General features: G+C 72.8%; 17 protein-coding genes. 7 read left to right on the top strand and 10 right to left on the bottom strand.

Going from position 1 to position 16,499, the window contains the following annotated elements; translation table 11 throughout:
• Window positions 1-129: 129 nt before the first annotated feature.
• Window positions 130-816 (top strand): GNAT family N-acetyltransferase, encoded by a 687-nt coding sequence (locus OTB20_RS30220; RefSeq protein ID WP_267822316.1) that lies wholly within the window; start codon window positions 130-132, stop codon window positions 814-816.
• A 49-nt stretch (window positions 817-865) separates the two neighbouring features.
• Here OTB20_RS30220 and OTB20_RS30215 read toward each other — a convergent pair whose 3' ends face one another.
• Both OTB20_RS30215 and OTB20_RS30210 read right to left on the bottom strand, forming a co-directional pair.
• Complete coding sequence (locus OTB20_RS30215) at window positions 866-1,894, bottom strand: TolB-like translocation protein (RefSeq protein WP_267822314.1); 1,029 nt, start codon at window positions 1,892-1,894, stop codon at window positions 866-868.
• Window positions 1,895-1,926: 32 nt separating this feature from the next.
• A complete protein-coding gene (locus OTB20_RS30210) occupies window positions 1,927-2,214 on the bottom strand; it encodes a hypothetical protein (RefSeq protein ID WP_420716516.1) in 288 nt (95 codons plus the stop codon).
• 340 nt (window positions 2,215-2,554) lie between these two features.
• Here OTB20_RS30210 and OTB20_RS30205 point away from each other — a divergent pair, with 340 nt between their 5' ends.
• Entirely contained in the window at window positions 2,555-3,841 is a 1,287-nt protein-coding gene (locus OTB20_RS30205; protein ID WP_267822313.1) for an alpha/beta hydrolase, read from the top strand.
• On the opposite strand, the gene OTB20_RS30200 is transcribed toward OTB20_RS30205, so the two are convergent.
• The gene (locus OTB20_RS30200; protein WP_267822311.1) at window positions 3,819-5,309 is read right to left on the bottom strand and encodes a carboxylesterase/lipase family protein; all 1,491 of its coding nucleotides are present in this window, start codon (window positions 5,307-5,309) and stop codon (window positions 3,819-3,821) included. The two genes, OTB20_RS30205 and OTB20_RS30200, sit on opposite strands and share 23 nt — an antisense overlap.
• 157 nt (window positions 5,310-5,466) lie before the next feature.
• Here OTB20_RS30200 and OTB20_RS30195 point away from each other — a divergent pair, with 157 nt between their 5' ends.
• Together OTB20_RS30195 and OTB20_RS30190 are read left to right on the top strand one after the other, a co-directional pair.
• A complete protein-coding gene (locus OTB20_RS30195) occupies window positions 5,467-5,850 on the top strand; it encodes a hypothetical protein (RefSeq protein ID WP_267822310.1) in 384 nt (127 codons plus the stop codon).
• Window positions 5,851-5,960: 110 nt separating this feature from the next.
• On the top strand, window positions 5,961-6,254 hold the full coding sequence (locus OTB20_RS30190) for a chaplin (RefSeq protein WP_267822308.1): 294 nt from the start codon (window positions 5,961-5,963) through the stop codon (window positions 6,252-6,254).
• Window positions 6,255-6,322: 68 nt separating this feature from the next.
• Here OTB20_RS30190 and OTB20_RS30185 read toward each other — a convergent pair whose 3' ends face one another.
• The 7 genes from OTB20_RS30185 to OTB20_RS30155 form a co-directional block, all read right to left on the bottom strand.
• Window positions 6,323-7,186 carry a tyrosinase family protein gene (locus OTB20_RS30185; protein WP_267822306.1) on the bottom strand — a complete coding sequence of 288 codons (864 nt, stop codon included), beginning with the start codon at window positions 7,184-7,186 and terminating at the stop codon, window positions 6,323-6,325.
• A 6-nt stretch (window positions 7,187-7,192) separates the two neighbouring features.
• Window positions 7,193-7,582: a tyrosinase family oxidase copper chaperone gene (locus tag OTB20_RS30180; protein WP_267822304.1), complete on the bottom strand. Its 390-nt coding sequence runs from the start codon at window positions 7,580-7,582 to the stop codon at window positions 7,193-7,195.
• A 74-nt stretch (window positions 7,583-7,656) separates the two neighbouring features.
• Window positions 7,657-8,184 carry a GNAT family N-acetyltransferase gene (locus tag OTB20_RS30175; protein ID WP_267822302.1) on the bottom strand — a complete coding sequence of 176 codons (528 nt, stop codon included), beginning with the start codon at window positions 8,182-8,184 and terminating at the stop codon, window positions 7,657-7,659.
• Window positions 8,185-8,200: 16 nt separating this feature from the next.
• The gene (locus tag OTB20_RS30170; protein WP_267822301.1) at window positions 8,201-8,812 is read right to left on the bottom strand and encodes a trimeric intracellular cation channel family protein; all 612 of its coding nucleotides are present in this window, start codon (window positions 8,810-8,812) and stop codon (window positions 8,201-8,203) included.
• A 166-nt stretch (window positions 8,813-8,978) separates the two neighbouring features.
• Window positions 8,979-10,127 (bottom strand): acyl-CoA dehydrogenase family protein, encoded by a 1,149-nt coding sequence (locus OTB20_RS30165; protein WP_267822300.1) that lies wholly within the window; start codon window positions 10,125-10,127, stop codon window positions 8,979-8,981.
• Entirely contained in the window at window positions 10,124-11,317 is a 1,194-nt protein-coding gene (locus tag OTB20_RS30160; protein WP_267822299.1) for an acyl-CoA dehydrogenase family protein, read from the bottom strand. Before OTB20_RS30160 ends, OTB20_RS30165 begins: the two co-directional genes overlap by 4 nt.
• Window positions 11,314-12,318, bottom strand: a complete 1,005-nt coding sequence (locus tag OTB20_RS30155; RefSeq protein WP_267822298.1) for an NADPH:quinone oxidoreductase family protein — start codon at window positions 12,316-12,318, stop codon at window positions 11,314-11,316. The genes OTB20_RS30160 and OTB20_RS30155 overlap by 4 nt, the downstream gene beginning before the upstream one ends.
• A gap of 212 nt (window positions 12,319-12,530) precedes the next feature.
• Between OTB20_RS30155 and OTB20_RS30150 the strand changes: the two genes are divergently transcribed.
• The 3 genes from OTB20_RS30150 to OTB20_RS30140 all read left to right on the top strand — a co-directional run bounded on the left by OTB20_RS30150 (window position 12,531) and on the right by OTB20_RS30140 (window position 16,392).
• On the top strand, window positions 12,531-13,643 hold the full coding sequence (locus tag OTB20_RS30150) for a hypothetical protein (RefSeq protein WP_267822297.1): 1,113 nt from the start codon (window positions 12,531-12,533) through the stop codon (window positions 13,641-13,643).
• A gap of 171 nt (window positions 13,644-13,814) precedes the next feature.
• Window positions 13,815-14,714: an SDR family oxidoreductase gene (locus tag OTB20_RS30145; RefSeq protein WP_267822296.1), complete on the top strand. Its 900-nt coding sequence runs from the start codon at window positions 13,815-13,817 to the stop codon at window positions 14,712-14,714.
• Window positions 14,715-14,829: 115 nt separating this feature from the next.
• Entirely contained in the window at window positions 14,830-16,392 is a 1,563-nt protein-coding gene (locus OTB20_RS30140; RefSeq protein ID WP_267822295.1) for a multicopper oxidase family protein, read from the top strand.
• Window positions 16,393-16,499: the final 107 nt, after the last annotated feature.

Genomic DNA, 16,499 nt, shown 5'->3' with positions numbered 1-16,499 from the left:
AAGGGGCTACATTGAGCCACTCGCGTTCACCTGACAGCCCGTTGCCTTTCACCCGTGTTTTGCACTGGGGGCGACGTCAGGGACGCAGACTGTGCAACCACCCCACCGCCCAGAAGGACCGAAGGCTCCGTGCCCGTACCCGTACTCCTCGCCGGCCGCAGCGTGCGGCTTGAGCCCCTCGCCCCCCACCACACCGAGGCCCTGGCCCGTGCCGGGGCCGAGGATCGTACGACTTACGCCTTCACCCCCGTACCCCACGGCGTGCAGGCGTCCCACGAGTACATCGAACGTGCCCTCGCCGATCAGGCGGCGGGTCGGTCGCTCCCGTTCGCGGTGGTCAGAGCCACCGATGGGCGGGTGGTCGGTTCGACCCGTTTCCTGGAACTGGACTACTGGCAGGGGCCGCTGGTGTGGCCCGCCGTGCCCGGCGTCCCGTTCGGCGATCCGGCGACGGCGATCCCCGATGCCGCCGAGATCGGCAATACCTGGCTGTCCCCCGGGGCCCAGGGCACCGGCATCAACACCGAGGCGAAGCTGCTCATGCTCCGTCACGCCTTCGAAACCTGGGGCGTCCGGCGCATCTCGCTGCGCGCGGACGCCCGCAACGGCCGGTCCCAAGCCGCCATGGAACGGCTCGGGTTCACCAGCGAAGGGGTCCGCCGGGCCCATTCGCGGGGCCTGGACGGCGCGGTCCGCAGTACGGCCTTCTTCTCGATCCTCGACGAGGAGTGGCCGACCGTGAGGTCGGTCATCGAGCTCAGGATGTCGGCGGTCGCGCAGCGCAAGCGGCGGCGCAAAACGCTCATCCCGGCGTAACGGTCCTTCCGCTCGGACGGCGAGCGGCCCCCGCCCCCTCTTCCCGGTGTCAGCCGAGGAAGGCGGGGGCGAGGGCCGACGTCATGAACCGGGCCGGGGCGCCGCTGCCGTCGGCGGGCAGCGAGTAGAGGTCGGCGCCGAAGTCACCGGGCAGGGAGTAGACGACGGTCCTGTCGTCCGTCCACACCACCTGGTCGTCGACGCTGCGCTCCTCGGCGAGCGGGGCCTCCGCCATCGAGGCGAGGTCCAGGACGTACAGCCGCCACGGCGCGTCCGGCGACAGGCCGGACACCCGCTTCTTGAACACCAGCCGGGTCCCGTCGGGCGACAGGGACGGGCATTCGAGGTTCTCGCGCAGCGTGGTGACCGTGCGCGCCGCGAGGTCGCCGCGGACCAGGTAGGTCTGGCCGCCGGTCGCGAGCGTGGCGTAGAAGGTCCGCTCGTCGGCGGCGAAGGTGACCCCCCAGAAGTTGACGTCCGCGTTGCGGTACGTCTTGCCGTCCTTGTGGATCGCGAAGTCCTCCAGGGAGGCGTCGTACTTCCCGGTGCGCAGGTCCAGCAGCGAGGTCCGGGTCGAGAAGTTCGTGCCCGCGTACGAGTCCCCGCCCACGAAGACCGTCCAGGCGGCCAGGTGGCCGCCGGGCGAGACCCTGGCCCGGGTCGGGATGCCGGCCAGCGGACGGCCGGCGACCTCCTTCAGTCGCGCGTCGAGGACCACGGCCTTGTAGCTGTCCTGCACCGCGCCCTTGTCGGCCTGGAGGCAGATCCCGGTGCCGGCGGCGGAGTGGAAGCGCAGGCAGCTGACCCCGGAGGCGGTACGAGGCCCTTCGGGTGCGGCGGCCGGCGTGGTGGCGAGCTCGTCGCGGTGCGGCCCCCAGGCCATGTTCCGGAACACGATCCGCCGGCCGCCGTCGCCCGGGGCGAGGGACACCGCGCCCGGGGCGATCACCGGCCCGCCGGCCTGGGCCCGGTTCTTCTCGTCGGCGCGCGAGGAGGCCCGTACGACGGCGAGCGCTCCGATCGCGGCGAGCAGGACGACGGCGCAGACGAGTATCAGGATCCGGCGTTTGAGGGGCATGTGTGGGGGCCTTTCGGGATCTGCGGGAGGGATCAGGGGGCTGCGGCAACCGGCTCTGCGTCCGGCCCTTCCTCCGGACCGGCGTCCAGCGCGGCGCCGGCCGGCCGCAGCCGGACGCAGAGCAGGACGGCCCCGGCCAGTAGCGCGGCGGCGACGGCCAGCGCGGGGCGGGCGCCCCAGAACGTCCAGGCAGCGCCGAAGCCCAGCGAGGCGGCGAACCTGGCGAGGGCCTGCCCGGTCTGGACGAGGGCGAGCCCTGCGCCTCGGTGCCGCTCGGGCCTGCCGCGTGCGCGGGCTGAGCGGCGGCGACGCCCGCCCACAGCGCGGCGCCGGCGGCAGTGACGCCGAGGGCGGTGGCGAGGGCGGTCTTGCGGCGGGACCGTGAAATGGGCATGCCGAACACGGAAGTACCTCCGGGCAGGGGGGTGGTCTGGGGCGGCGCGGACGTACCGTACCCAGCGGCATGTACAGGGGCCAGAGATTCTCGGCGAACAGAACAGGAACTCCACAGGCCGTTTTCGCGTCGGGCAATGTCCTGCTCTGCGGAACCTCAAAAGACGGAAAAATCCGGAACCCGCGAGCACGTACGCTCATCTTTCGATCGAAAGCAGTCCCACCCCGCCCCAACAGGGTCAGCACCAAGCCGGAGAGCAACCGCACATGTCGCACTCACCCGACGGACAGCACCAGCCGTACCGGTCGGCAGGGCCCTACCAGCAGCAGCCCTACGGCGAGCCTTACGGCCGGCAGAACGGGCAGCCCTACGGGGAGCCGTACGGGCAACAGAACGGGCAGCCCTACGGCGAGCCGTACGGGCAGCCGTATCCGCCGTCCTGCGGGGAGTCCCTCCCTCCGCTCCCCGAGGAGCCGCGCCGTCCGTCCCGGATCCGGCGGTGGGTGATCGCGGGTGCCTCCGTCCTCGCGCTCGCGGGCGTCGCGTCGCTCGTGATGAGCCACTACGAGATACCGCCCTTCACCGACAAGGGCGACTCCGTCTCCTTCGGGCAGCAGCCCCCCGGCGGCTCCGCCGGAGGCGACACCGGCGGGGCGTCGGACGCCAAGCCGCCGGCGCACTCGAAGATGTCGATGCCCACCGGTCCGGCGGCCGACTTCAAGAACTCGATGACCCTGCCCGACGGCACGCACGTCGCCGTCACCACCCTGGACGGCAAGAAGTCCGGGTTCAAGGGCAAGGTCTGGGTGTGGGCGCCCAAGGCGTACAGCGACCCGAAGTTCGCCAAGAGCGGTTTCCCGGTCATGGTCGCGCTGCCCGGCGGCGCCGGTTACCCGAACAACTACTGGATGGGCACCGACCTGGGCCTCCAGGCCAGCATCAGCAAGTGGTACGCCGAGGGGAAGAGCAAGCCCTTCATCCTGGTCATGCCGGTGCTGAACCCCGGCCCGGACGACAAGGGCATCTACTGGGACGGCTCCGACATCCCGGGCCAGCCCAAGATGGGCACCTGGCTGACCGACGACGTCCCGGACCTGGTGCGGGCGAACTTCCGCACGATCAAGTCCCGTGACGGCTGGGCCTACATGGGCTCCTCCACCGGCGGCTTCGCCAGCCTGAAGGCCGTGCTGAAGTACCCGGAGAAGTTCAAGGCCGCGATCTGCTCCGGCCCCGACATCGTCCCCGACTCCCCGTTGTGGAAGGGCCACGACAAGGAGAAGGCCGAGAACAACCCCGAGCTGCTCGCCAAGGCGCTGACCGGCAAGAAGGGCGCCCCGGACGTCTACCTGGCCTTCCAGGTCGGCACCAACGAGAGCAACAAGAACACCCTGCCGAACGTGCAGAAGTTCATCGCCGCCTACGGCAAGGGGCCCGTCCACACCGACCTGAAGGTCATCCAGGGCGGCAAGCACAACGCCAAAACCTATGTGCCCAACATGGGCGAGGGCCCGATCCAGTTCATCAGCAAGGTCATGGAAGGACCCGTCGAGTAGTCGGTGCGCCGACCCGCACCGGCGCCTCGCGCCCCGGCCCGCCGAACACCATCGGCGGGCCGTCGGCCTTCCAGGGCGCCCAGCCCGGGTCCCCCTCGACGGCGAAGCGCACCCAGGCCGCGTGCATCTGCGCGGCCAGTTCCCGCGGGGCGTCCGGCCCCGTGAGCCAGGACGCCTCGGGTGCGTCCAGGGTGTCGAAGACGAAGCCCAGTTCCAGGGCGTGGCAGGACCCGAGGCCCCGGACCCCGGACGGCCACGCGAACTCGTACACGAAGCTCGGCGCGCTCCGCCCGGGCGCGCCCGCCAGCGCCCGCAGCGGGTCGCGCAGCAGCCGGTCGGTGAGCAGGTGGCCGAGGAGGTCGGCCGGGCCGGCGCCGGGCCGCTCGGCGCGCAGCGCCCGTACCGCGGCCCGGTCCTTGCCGGAGCGGATCCGGCCCAGGGCCACGGACAGCGGGCCCAGCCGGTCCAGCAGCCGCATCGCACCGGTCGGGGCCAGCCAGAGCCGGTACTCCTCGGCGGTCCAGCCCAGCAGCAGCGGTACCTCGCAGCCCGCAACCGCGGCTTCGAGCGGGTCGAGCGGCAGCGTGTCCGGGTCGGTGACGAGGCCGAAGGCGGGGCCGCCGACCAGCGGTGAGGAACGGCGCAGTACGGCCGCCTGGGCGGCGAGCAGATCGGGAAGCGAGGCCCCGGCGAAGGCCTCGGCGGTGGCGGGCACCCCGAGCAGCGCGGCCATCCGCCGGGCCATGGTGCGCACCCGGTCCCGGGGCAGCACTTCGGGGGCGCCGCTCTGCAGGACGGCCTGGTGGAAGAGGCCGGCGGCGCGGGGTGCGGCGAGCAGCGCGCCGATGCTGACGGCCCCGGCGGACTCGCCGAAGACGGTGACCCGGGAGGGGTCGCCGCCGAAGGCTCCGATGTTGTCCCGTACCCAGGTCAGGGCGGCGATCTGGTCGAGCAGGCCCCGGTTGGCGGGGGCGTCGGGGAAGAGCCCGTAGCCGAGGATGCCCAGCCGGTAGTTGACGGAGACGAGCACCACCCCGTCCCGGGCGAAGGCGGAGCCCTCGTAGACGGGCACGGCCGAGGAGCCGCGGGTGAGGGCGCCGCCATGGATCCACACCATGACCGGCAGCCGGGCGGAGGGCGTCTCCTCGCCGACGGGGGCGGGGGTCCACACGTTGAGGTTCAGGCAGTCGTCCCCGGGGATCCCGGGGTCCGGGAGCAGCGCGGCGAACGCCTCGGGGTAGGGCACCTTGGGCGCGGTGGGGCCGTACGCACCCGCGTCGCGTACGCCGTCCCATGCCTCGGGGGGCTCGGGCGCGGCGAACCGGCGGGCCCCGACGGGCGCGGCGGCGTAGGGGATGCCCCGGAAGACGGCGACGGCGCCCGGCCCGGTCCGGCCCTCGACCTCGCCGTAGGCGGTCCGGACCCGGGGACGGGCCCGGTCGGGGGTCTCGCTCGCCGGTGCGGCCATCGTGTCCTCCTGGGGTCGGGAGCCCGGGGTTCCTGGAACCCCTGGAGCGGCTGGAGCCGGTGTTCCGTGCGGCGCCGGTCGCACGGTCGCACAGGCATGCGCGGGGTGACAAGGCGTGACCCCGCCCGGGCCGCCGGGTTGGGGGAGCATGCGATCCATGTCTCTCCCCCTTGCCATTCGGAGCCTCGTCCGTACCGGATCGGTCCCCGTTCTGCTGCTCGCGGCCACGGCCGGGGCGGCGGCCGGCACCACCGCGTACGCGGCCGACGGCCCGACGGCAGCCCTCGGGACCCCGACGGCCGTCGGGCCCGCCTTCCAGTACCTGGGCACGGACGACCGCCCGCACGGCGTCGACGCTCCCCGGGGCTGCGTGGACGCCGAGGGCGGCGGCGGCCGGGCGGTGACGAACAAGACCCGCGGGTCGGTGGCCCTGTACCGGGAGCCGGGCTGCGTGGGCACCCCGGTGGAGGTGCTGCGGCCGGGCGCGGTCACACCGGTGCGCCCGTACTTCGCCTCCGCCCGCTTCGGGACCGGCCGGTAGCACCGGCGGCCCAGCGGCCGTGACCCTTGGGCGCTCCCCGCGTTGTATGCCATGTCAAACGCCGCAGGCTCTGTTGCTGCGGCACCCCCTTTTCCTCTTAGGAGATCTTGATGTCGCGTATCGCGAAGGCATTCGTCATCACCGCTGCCGCCGGTAGCGCCCTGGCCGCCGGCGCGGGTCTGGCGGCTGCCGATGCCGGAGCGCAAGGTGCGGCGGTCGGCTCCCCCGGTGTCCTCTCGGGCAACCTGCTCCAGGTTCCGGTTCACGTCCCGGTCAACGTCTGCGGCAACACCGTCAACGTGATCGGTCTGCTGAACCCGGCGTTCGGCAACACCTGCATCAACCAGTCGGGTGGCGGCCACCACACCGAGGGCCACCACACCGAGGGCAACTACGGCGGCTGAATCGCCTGGTGACCCGAAGGGCCCCCGCCGGACGGCGGGGGCCCTTCCTCGTGTTCCGGGGCCGCGGCTCACTCGTAGCGGTAGAGCCCCTGGTGGCCCAGCATCTCGCGCGGGGTGACGTCCCACGGCGGCATCGGCTCGTCGAGGGCGATGACCCGGCCGCGCTGGAGGTCGCCGACCGCGAGCGGGGCCGCGGGCAGGTAGCCGGAGCCCGGGTGCCGCTGCTGCCACCGGTCCCAGAGAAGGTCCACGAAGGCGTGGTGCAGCCAGAAGGCCGGGTCGTTGGGCGCCGTGCCGCCCGTCATGTGGCCGCCGATCCACTGGTGCACCTTGTTGTGGTTGCGCCACTTCTCGCTCTTCGGGGCGGCCCAGCCCTCCAGCTTGTTTCGGAAGCCGCCGCGGGCGGCCGTCGAGTCCCAGGGCGAGCTGTCGTACGCCGGGTCGTCGATCGCCCACTGGAGCTCGGCCGGGGCCGGCAGCCTGATCGGGTTCTGCGGCCGGCCCAGGTTGCGGGTGAGGAAGCGGGCCTCCGTGATGCCGACCGTGACCGTCCAGTTGCCCTTCCCGTAGGCGAACGGGCCGGTCATCACCTGACGGTCGCTCTCGCGGCCGGTCCCGCCGAGGAAGTCCTCGGCCCACAGGGAGGAGGCCGGGCTGTTGTCCACGGTCCAGTCCCAGTAGGGGATGCTGACACCCGGGTCGACGCTCTGGAGCCGGCGTTCGAACTCCAGCAGGTAGCGCCGGTGCCAGGGGAAGAAGGACGGCGACATGTGACCGACGCGCAGTTTGCGGTCGCGGTCGGGGACGAAGTACTTGTCGTGGGTGCGGACCAACGCGTCGTAGGTGCCGTTGCGCTTGAGCTCGATCACGGCCGCCGTGAAGCGCTTCTTCTGCGCACTGGTGAGGTTCCTCTGGTTCTGCCGGGTGTACACGGCGTGCTACTCCTGTCCCCCGTGGTGCGCGGCGGTGAACGCCAGCTGAGTGGTGCCCAGTTCGTCAACGGCCGCGCGGGCGAGCTCCAGCGGGGTCGCGTAGGACTGGAAGTGGTTGATCCCGCTGAGGTACGTGCCGTCCGAGCGGCGCATGACGTGCAGGGGACGGCCGTCGATGCGAACGGCGGTCCCCTCCGGGTCGAAGGCGATGTGCCGGCCGCGGTACGTCTCCTCGCCGAACGGGGCCAGCGGGGCCGGTGAGAGGGTCTGCCGGGGACGGCGGGCGCGCAGTACGGGGGCCAGTGCCGCAGCCGTGCCGGCGAACACGGCGGCGGTGAAGGCGGTACGGAGGAACGCGCGGCGGGTGAGTGGTGCGGCGGCGGGGCTTGCGTACATACGGTCTCCCTCGCTCGGTGGCCGGTGGCTACGGGTCTAACGCCGCGCGGCGGGCGAGGTCACCGGGAACGCCCCTACTGCTCGGTGTGCTTGTAGTAGAGGGTGGTCGCCACCAGGCGGCCGGCCGGATCGGTGGCGTAGTCGGGGATGGATCCGGCCTCGGTCCAGCCGGCGGCGCGGTACACCCGCTCGGCCCCGCTGCCGCTCTCGGTGTCCAGGAACAGCAGCACCACCCCGGCGCGGGCCGCGGCGGCCTCGGCTTCGTCGAGGAGCGCGCGGCCGGTGCCGCGGCCGCGGGCCTCGGGGTGGACCATGAGCTTGCGGACCTCGGCGCGGTGGCGGCCGTTCGCCTTGGTCTCCCTGCTCCAGCTGATGGTGCCGTCGACCCGGCCGTCGGGCCCCCGGGACACCCACAGGGCGAGGGAGCCCTCCTCCAGTGCGGGCAGCAGGGAATCCCACCAGGCGGCGGCCGCCCCCTGGTCGAGGTCGGCGAGGAAGCCGATGGAGGAACCACCGCGTACGACGGCGAGGAGCAGCGCGGCGAGTTCCTCGCGGTGGGCGGTCAGGGCCGCGGCGTCGATCCGGGTCAGGGAGGCGTTCATCCGCCGAGGATAGGGATCAGCCGGCGGCGCGCTGGAGGCGGGGCAGGTGCAGATCGCGGAAGACGGCGGTCATGCGCAGGGCGAAGACCAGGGAGGCGGACACGACGATGTTGGCGGTGTCCGGGGCGCCGGCCCAGTGCAGGCCGAGGTAGGAGAGCGCCCCGGCGACCGCGGCCGTCGCGTACACCTCCTCGCGCAGGAGCAGCGGCGGGAACTCCCCGCAGAGCACGTCCCGGACGACCTCGCCGGTGACGCCCGTCAGGACGGCGAGAATGAGCACGGCGACGGGGGTGACGTGCGCGTCGATGGCGGCGCGGGCTCCGATCACGGTGACGACGGCGAGGCCGACGGCATCGACGACCATGAGCGCGCGCTGCGGGAGCTCCCTGCGGCGCAGGTAGAGCATGGTGGCGACGGCGACGGACGCAATGAGCACGAGCAGCAGCCAGTCGTGCGTCCAGTAGAGCGGGTGCCGGTCGAGGATGAGGTCGCGCAGGGTCCCGCCGGAGATGCTGGCCGCGAAGGCGAGGACGAGCCCGCCGAAGGGGTCCATGTTCGCGCGGTGTGCGGCGAGGACGCCGGAGGCGGCGAAGGCGGCGATGCCGAGGAGGTAGAGGGCGTGCAGCATGACGCCTCCCTTCGGGGGGCGGGGTCGTCGAGGACCCGTCAAGGCTGCCGTACCCCGCCCGCGCCCCGCATCGGCCGTTCGGCCGGTCCCCGCGGGGCGCGGGGTGCGGGGCGGGGCTCCCGGCGGGGGGCCTCCCCGCCGGGGGACCTCCCCGCCGGCGGGAACCCTAAGGAGCCGGGAGTTCCGCGAAGTCGGCCACCAGGCCGCGGTGGTGGCCGGCCGTGCCGAGGGCCAGGGAATCCGCCTTGGCCCGCTTGAGGTAGAGGTGGGCGGGGTGTTCCCAGGTCATGCCGATGCCGCCGTGGAGCTGCACGCACTCCTCCGCCGCCCGGACCGCGACGCCCGAGCAGTAGGACTGGGCCACCGCCACCGTGAGCGGCGCGTCCGCGGCGCCGGTCGCGAGGGCGTCGGCGGCGGCGCGGGCCGCCGCGCGGGCGGAGGCCACGTCGAGCCAGAGTCGGGCGAGACGGTGCTTGAGGGCCTGGAAGGAGCCGAGGGGGCGGTTGAACTGGTGGCGGGTGCGCAGGTACGCCACCGTCTCCGTCAGGCACCACTCGGCGGTCCCGAGCTGCTCCGAGGCGAGCAGTCCGGCCCCCGAGAGCAGTGCTCCGGCGATGGCCGCGCGGGCGGTGGCCGGGTCGGCGAGCCTGGTTCCGACGGCCCCGTCGAGGGTGACGGTGGCCAGGGGGCGGGTCAGGTCCAGGGCCACGAGCGGGGTCCGGGAGACCCCCGCGGCCTCGGCCGGGACGGCGTACAGACCGGTGTCGGCGAGGACCAGCAGCACGTCGGCGCAGACCGCGTCGGCGACGAAGGAGACGCTCCCGCTGAGCGAGCCCGTGGCGGGGCCCGCGCCGGGGTCGGCGGAGGCGTCCCTGACCGGTGTCGGGAAGGGTGCGCCCGGGGCCAGGGTCAGGGGCAGTGCGGGCACGCAGATCCGGCGGCCCGCCGCGAGCTCCCGTAGGAGGTCGGTGGACTGCGTGCTCTCGCAGCCGAGCAGGATCTCCGTCGCCAGGACCGCGCTCGTGAGGTAGGGGACGGGCGCCACGGCCCGGCCGAGCTCCTCCAGGACCACGGCCGCCTCCCGGTGGCCCGCGCCCTGCCCGCCCAGTTTCTCCGGTACGAGGAGTCCCGCCGCGCCGATGCCCGCGGCGAGCACCCGCCACAGTTCGGGGTCGTGGGGGTGGCCGCCCTCGATCCGGCCGAGGACGCCGGCGGGGTCGCAGCGGGCGGTGAGCAGGGACCGTACCGCCGTGCGGAGTTCGTCCTCCGCCTCGGAGTACAGCAGGTCCAGGGGGGCGGCGCCGGGAGAGCTCATCGAGCAAGGTCCTTCCACGCGAGGTCCTTGTCGTCGCGCGGTTCGGCGGGCAGGCCGAGGACGCGTTCGGCGACGATGTTGAGGAGGATTTCGCTGGTGCCGCCCTCGATGCTGTTGCCCTTGGCGCGCAGGTAGCGGTAGCCGGCGTCGCGGCCGGTGAAGTCGACGATCTCGGGGCGGCGAAGGGTCCAGTCCTCGTACAACAGACCTTCCTCCCCCAGGAGTTCCACCTCCAGTCCGCTGATCTCCTGGTTCAGCCGGGCGAAGGTCAGCTTCATGCCGGAGCCCTCGGGGCCGGGCTGGCCCAGGGCGAGCTGCTGGCGCAGCCGCTCCCCGGTCAGCCGGGCGACCTCGGCCTCGACCCACAGCTCCAGCAGCCGCTGGTGGAGGTCGTGCGTCCGCAGCTCGGGCCGTTCGCGCCAGGCGGCGGCGACCGGGGCGATCATGCCGCCCTCGCGCGGGATCCGCATGCCTCCGATGGAGACGCGTTCGTTCATCAGGGTGGTGCGGGCCACGGCCCAGCCCTGGCCCACCTCGCCGAGGCGGTGGGCGTCGGGGATCCGGACGCCGGTGAGGAAGACCTCGTTGAACTCGGCCTCGCCGGTGATCTGGCGCAGCGGGCGCACTTCGACGCCGGGGGCGGTCATATCGCACAGGAAGTAGGTGATGCCCTGGTGCTTGGGCAGCGCGGGGTCGGTGCGGGCGATCAGGATGGCCCAGCGGGCGGTGTGGGCGCTGGAGGTCCACACCTTCTGACCTTCCACCACCCAGTCCTCGCCGTCGCGGACCGCGCGGGTGCCGAGGGCGGCCAGGTCGGATCCGGCGCCGGGCTCGCTGAAGAGCTGGCACCAGACCTCCTCGCCGGTCCACAGGGGACGCAGGAAGCGCCGCTTCTGCTCCTCGGTGCCGTACGCGAGGATCGTGGGCGCGGCCATGCCGAGGCCGATGCCGATCCGGCGCGGGTCGTTGTCGGGCGCTCCGGCCGCCTCCAACTCGGCGTCCACGATGCCTTGCAGGGAGCGGGCCGCGCCGGTTCCGCCGAGACCCTCGGGGTAGTGCACCCAGGCGAGTCCGGCGTCGAAACGGGCCCGCAGGAACGCCCCGCGCGCGGTGGTGGCGGGCGGATGAGCGGCGAGCAGTTCCCTTACACGGGCGAGCAATTGGTCGGCGGTGACCGCGGCGGCCGTCATCGTGAGCCTCCGGCCTGGGCGGCCGCGGCCGGGCTCCCCGCGTCCAGGGACGGTACGACGACCAGCCGGCCGGTGGTGGTCCCGTCGGCGAGGCGCTGCACGGCGTCCGCGGCTCCGGCGAGCGGTACGCGCTCGCTGACCAGCGGCTTGATGGCGCCGTCGGCCGCGAGCCGGGTGAGCTCGGCGTGGCAGGCGGCGATCGCGGCGGGGTCCTTGGCGGCGTACAGGCCCCAGTGGAGGCCGAGGATGGCGTAGTTCTTGACGAGGGCGTGGTTGAGCGCGGGCGCGGGGATGGTGCCGCTCGCGAAGCCGACGACGATGATCCGGCCCTCGAAGGCCACGCATTTGGCCGAAGCCGTGTAGGCCTCGCCGCCGACCGGGTCGTAGACCACGTCGGCCCCGCGTCCGGCGGTGAACTCCTTGACCCGGGCCACGAGTTCTTCGCTCGTGCGGTCGATGACGAGGTCGCAGCCGAGCTCCTCCGCGGTGCGCACCTTGGCCTTCCCGCCGACGACCCCGATGACGGTGGCTCCGGCGGCTTTGCCGAGCTGGACGGCGGCGCTGCCGACGCCTCCGGCGGCGGCGTGCACGAGGAGCGTCTCGCCGGCCTGGATCCGGGCCCGGCGGTGCAGGCCGAACCAGCCCGTCTGGTAGCCGATGTGCAGGGCGGCCGCCTCGGCGTCGTCGAGGGTGTCCGGGGCGGGGAGCAGGCCGCGCGCGGAGGCGGTGACGTACTCGGCGAAGCCGCCGTGCGGCAGGCTCGGGTTGGCGATGACGCGGCGGCCGTCGTCGGTCTCGCCGCAGATCTCCACGCCGGGGGTGAAGGGCAGCGGCGGTCGGATCTGGTACTGGCCGCGCACGAGCAGCGCGTCGGGGAAGTTGACGTTGGCGGCTAGCACCTTGAGCCTCACCTCGCCTTCGCCGGGCACCGGTTCGGGAACCTCTTCGAGGCGCATGGCCTCGCGGGGCTCGCCTGGGGTGTGTACTCGCCATGCCTGCATCCGGGGCCTCCAGCCGCCGATGGGAACCACGCCTCGCGGGCATACTAAGCGGTCGCTTGCGCTGCTGTGAACCAGTGGATCCGGGCCGCCTCGGACCACTCCCGCAAATCCGGCCGCTTCCCGCCCCCCTTCGGGCAGCATGTGGCGTGCACGTGTCATGACTTAACGGGGAACAGCACGAGTCCAGGGGGAACCACCGCATGAAAAGAAGCATGTCCGCGGCCGCTGCCGCCGCCGTCCTGGCGGGTCTGGCCACCGCGGCGGGCCCGGCCACGGCCGCCGAGGCGAAGTGCACGCCGAAGATACAGGTACTGGGACATCTGGCACCCGACACCTACGTCCCGGACAGCGCGCCGACCCAGGGGGTCCTGGACCTGGGCGCGGGCAACCTCTCCGTCGGCGTCTCCGGCCACAAGCCGGTGTACTGGACGGGCACCAGGCTGCACCTGGTCCCGCTGGCCGACGCGACCCGTACGGGCGAGGTGATCGCCGTCAACCGGAGCGGCCTGATGCTGGGCCGGGTGACCGGCGAGAGCGGCTACCTCTTCACCTACCGGGCCGGGGACGCGGCGGTCACCCAGCTCCCGGGGAGCGGTTGGCCAGACATCGAGGCGGACGTCAACGACGCCGGATACGTCGTCTCCACCACCGCACAGGGGGTCGGTACGGTCTGGAAGGACGGCCTGAAGGTTCGGGAGCTCCCCCTGCCCGCCGACAGCGGCCCCGGGACCCGCATCAGGATGGTCACCGCCGTCAACACCGCGGGCGACGTCCTGGGCCTGGCGGAGCAGGACTACGAGGTCCCCGAGACGGGCCGGCACGAGTGGTGGAACTACCCGCTGATCTGGCCCGCGGACGGCTCGCCCGCCCGGGCGCTGGCGCCGAGCGGCGGCGGAGGGTTCGAGGACAGCTACGTCCAGGACATGGACGAGAGCGGACGGGTCGTCGGCTACGACTGGCTCGGCCCGTGGCACGAGTACAAGCCCTTCGTCTGGACCCCGCCGCACACCGGCCCCGCCTCCTCCCCCGGGGTGCTCAACACGCACCCGTACGGCACCTTCGAGGCGATCAGCCCGACGACCGGCGTGAGCGTCGGCACGGCCAAGTTCCACCCGGAATCGCAGACCCTGCCCGACCAGGCGCAGCTGTGGCCCGGTTCCGGGCCGGTACTCGCGCTCCCCCGGCTCTCGCCGAACGGCGCGAGCACGGCGGAGGCGGTCTCCGACCGGGACCGGGTCGGCGGATCGGCCGTGAACGCGAAGGGCAAGCTGAGGCCGGTCGTCTGGACCTGCGCCAGCAAGCAGGCCTACCTGCCGCAGCAATAGGTCGCAGCAATAGGTCGCAGCAGTTGGTCTCAGTAATGGGCCGCAGCGATAGGTCGCGGTAGCAGGCCCCGGCAACAGACCGTCGCGGCAGTGGGCCGTGGCAGTGAGCCTCGGTATCGGCCGGTGTTCCGGCCATGGTGATCTGAGCCTGCGCACGCTATCGATGGCCGCATGGATAACCCCCTGCGCGGTCTGCCCGCGCCCCCGCCGCTCGGTTCCGCCGCCCTGCCGCCCGGCACGTTCACCGGCCGGGCGGTGCTCGTGACCGGCGGCGGGACCGGGCTGGGCAAGGCCATCGCCACCGAGTTCGCGCGGCTCGGCGCGGATCTGGTGATCGCCGGCCGCCGGATCGAACAGCTGAAGTCGGCCCAGGAAGAGCTGGCGGCCGTACCCGGAGCGGGCAGGGTCACGGCCGCCGTCTGCGATATCCGGGACCCGGAGCGGGTCGCGGAGGTCTTCGACGCGGCCGGAGCGGCCTTCGGCGGGGTCCCGGACGTACTCGTCAACAACGCGGCCGCCAACTTCCCCTGTCCCGCAGAGGACTTGTCCCCCAATGCCTGGCGGGCGGTGGTCGACATCACCCTGACCGGCACCTGGTTCGTGACCCGGGAGTTCGGCCGCCGCCACCTCGCCACGGGCAGCGCCGGGTCCATCGTGAACATCGGCGCCTCCTACGCCTGGACCGGCGGTCCGGGCTACGCGCACAGCGCCGCCGCCAAGGCCGGGGTGAAGAACCTCGTCGAGACCCTCGCCGTCGAGTGGGGGCCGTACGGCATCCAGATCAACGGCCTGGTCCCGGGACTCTTCCCGCACGCGGACATGACCGAGGACATCCGGGGCGGCCTGGAGCGGGCCGCCCCCGACGCCAAGGACAACAGGCAGCCCGCGCTGCGGGTCGGCGCACCGCGCGAACTGGGCTGGGCCGCGACCTTCCTGGCCTCGCCCTACGCCCGCTTCATCACCGGCCACACCCTGGTGGTGGACGGGGCGAACTGGCAGCGGCGCTCGCTGGTCAATCCCGAAGTGGTACCGATCCGCGACCAGTTGGGCCGGGGCCCGTTCACCGCGTGAAAACAACCCGCACGGCGGCCGGCCCGTACCCCTGAACCGTCTCGGGGGCGGAGTCGGGGTGAGGCCCGGGTCGGCCCCCGATGTGAAGCGCGAGCACCGTTCGTAGCGTCAGGGCATGGCGAAAAACGAAAGCAGTGGGCGGGGCGGCAAGCGCAGGATGGCGCGCTGGAAGCGGGTGCTGCTGGTCCTCGGTTCACTGGTCGCGGGCCTCGCCCTTGTCATCGGCGTGCTGTTCACGTGGCTCTACACCGGAGCCGAGGTGTCCACCGTGGGCGCGGTGGACTTCAGCGACGCCCTCGCGGTGCCGCCCCTCGCCGCGTCCACGGTGGAGGCGGACGGGACCCGCGTCTTCGACCTGCGGATGCAGGCGGGAGAGACCGAGTTCACCCCCGGGGCCAAGACCCCGACCTGGGGTTTCAACGGAAGCTACCTCGGCCCCACCCTCCGGGCGGCGAAGGGGGAGAAGGTCCGGGTGAAGGTGGCCAACAGCCTGCCGGAGGAATCCACCGTCCACTGGCACGGTATGCACCTGCCCGCCGCGATGGACGGCGGCCCGCACCAGATGGTGCCGGCGGGCGGCAGCTGGGCCCCCGAGTGGACGGTCGATCAGCCTGCCTCGACGCTCTGGTACCACCCGCACCCGCACGGTGCGACCGAGACGCACGTCCAGCGGGGCCTCGCGGGCCTGTTCCTCCTGGACGACGCAGAGTCGGCGGCCCTGCCCCTGCCCAAGACGTACGGGGTCGATGACATCCCGGCCATCGTGCAGGACGTGACCTTCGACGGCGCGAAGCTCGACCACGGCCACAAGCTGATGCGCAATGTCGGTTTCCTCGGCGACCGGACGATGGTCAACGGCACGCTGGACCCGTACGTCACCGTCCAGGACGAGCTGGTGCGGCTGCGCCTGCTGAACGCCTCCACCGCCCGCGTCTACACCTTCGGGCTCGACGACGGCCGCGAGTTTTGGCAGATAGCCACGGACGGCGGCCTCCTCGAAGCCCCGCAGAAGACCAGCCGCCTGCGCCTGTCGCCCGGGGAGCGTGCGGAGGTCGTCATACGGATGCAGCCGGGCGAACGCAGGATCCTGCGTTCCTACCCCCTGGATGCCGAGCTGGACTTCTGGAACCAGCGTTTCGGCGGCGGCGACGACTCGTTCGACGTGATGCAACTGCGCGCGGCGCCCACCCTGAGGCCGTCGGCCCCGTTGCCGGAGTCGCTGGTGGCGTCGACGCTCCCCACCGGCGAGGACTCGGTCCGCAGTCGCTTCTTCGAACTCGAGATGTCCGGCATCAACGGCCGGAAAATGGACATGTCCCGGGTGGACGAGACGGTCACCCGAGGCTCGGCCGAGACCTGGACCCTGCGCAACGACGACGGGATGCCGCACAACTTCCACGTCCACGACGTCCAGTTCCGCGTCCTTGACATCAATGGCGCGGCCCCGCCCCCGTCGTCGCGCGGGCCGAAGGACACCGTCTTCATCCCGACCGGTGCGACGGTCCGCATCGCACTGCGCTTCGACGGCCCCGCGGACCCGAACACCCCGTACATGTACCACTGCCACCTGCTCTACCACGAGGACAAGGGCATGATGGGCCAGTTCGTGGTGGTCGGCCCCGGTCAGCCGCCCGGCACGCCGAAGCTCCCGCCCACGTCCGGCTCACACCGGCACTAACCGGGGCGGGGGGCTCGCAGCGCAACTGGCATGCCACGTGCCTATGACACGACGCGCCAGGGTGCGATGGTGTGGCACATTGGGCCCGTCCGTCCCTGCCCGTCCGT

Source organism: Streptomyces sp. H27-H1, from assembly GCF_026627445.1.
Lineage (GTDB): Bacteria > Actinomycetota > Actinomycetes > Streptomycetales > Streptomycetaceae > Streptomyces.
This window is presented reverse-complemented; position numbering and strand designations above follow the sequence as displayed.

Excerpts from the sequence above, each read along its gene's own strand:
- OTB20_RS30160 (WP_267822299.1), bottom strand. The coding sequence starts at position 11,317 with ATGACGGCCGCCGCGGTCACCGCCGACCAATTGCTCGCCCGTGTAAGG.
- OTB20_RS30180 (WP_267822304.1), bottom strand. The coding sequence starts at position 7,582 with ATGTACGCAAGCCCCGCCGCCGCACCACTCACCCGCCGCGCGTTCCTC.
- OTB20_RS30205 (WP_267822313.1), top strand. The coding sequence starts at position 2,555 with ATGTCGCACTCACCCGACGGACAGCACCAGCCGTACCGGTCGGCAGGG.
- OTB20_RS30150 (WP_267822297.1), top strand. The coding sequence starts at position 12,531 with ATGTCCGCGGCCGCTGCCGCCGCCGTCCTGGCGGGTCTGGCCACCGCG.
- OTB20_RS30145 (WP_267822296.1), top strand. The coding sequence starts at position 13,815 with ATGGATAACCCCCTGCGCGGTCTGCCCGCGCCCCCGCCGCTCGGTTCC.
- OTB20_RS30200 (WP_267822311.1), bottom strand. The coding sequence starts at position 5,309 with ATGGCCGCACCGGCGAGCGAGACCCCCGACCGGGCCCGTCCCCGGGTC.
- OTB20_RS30215 (WP_267822314.1), bottom strand. The coding sequence starts at position 1,894 with ATGCCCCTCAAACGCCGGATCCTGATACTCGTCTGCGCCGTCGTCCTG.
- OTB20_RS30175 (WP_267822302.1), bottom strand. The coding sequence starts at position 8,184 with ATGAACGCCTCCCTGACCCGGATCGACGCCGCGGCCCTGACCGCCCAC.
- OTB20_RS30155 (WP_267822298.1), bottom strand. The coding sequence starts at position 12,318 with ATGCAGGCATGGCGAGTACACACCCCAGGCGAGCCCCGCGAGGCCATG.
- OTB20_RS30140 (WP_267822295.1), top strand. The coding sequence starts at position 14,830 with ATGGCGAAAAACGAAAGCAGTGGGCGGGGCGGCAAGCGCAGGATGGCG.
- OTB20_RS30170 (WP_267822301.1), bottom strand. The coding sequence starts at position 8,812 with ATGCTGCACGCCCTCTACCTCCTCGGCATCGCCGCCTTCGCCGCCTCC.
- OTB20_RS30165 (WP_267822300.1), bottom strand. The coding sequence starts at position 10,127 with ATGAGCTCTCCCGGCGCCGCCCCCCTGGACCTGCTGTACTCCGAGGCG.
- OTB20_RS30195 (WP_267822310.1), top strand. The coding sequence starts at position 5,467 with ATGTCTCTCCCCCTTGCCATTCGGAGCCTCGTCCGTACCGGATCGGTC.
- OTB20_RS30190 (WP_267822308.1), top strand. The coding sequence starts at position 5,961 with ATGTCGCGTATCGCGAAGGCATTCGTCATCACCGCTGCCGCCGGTAGC.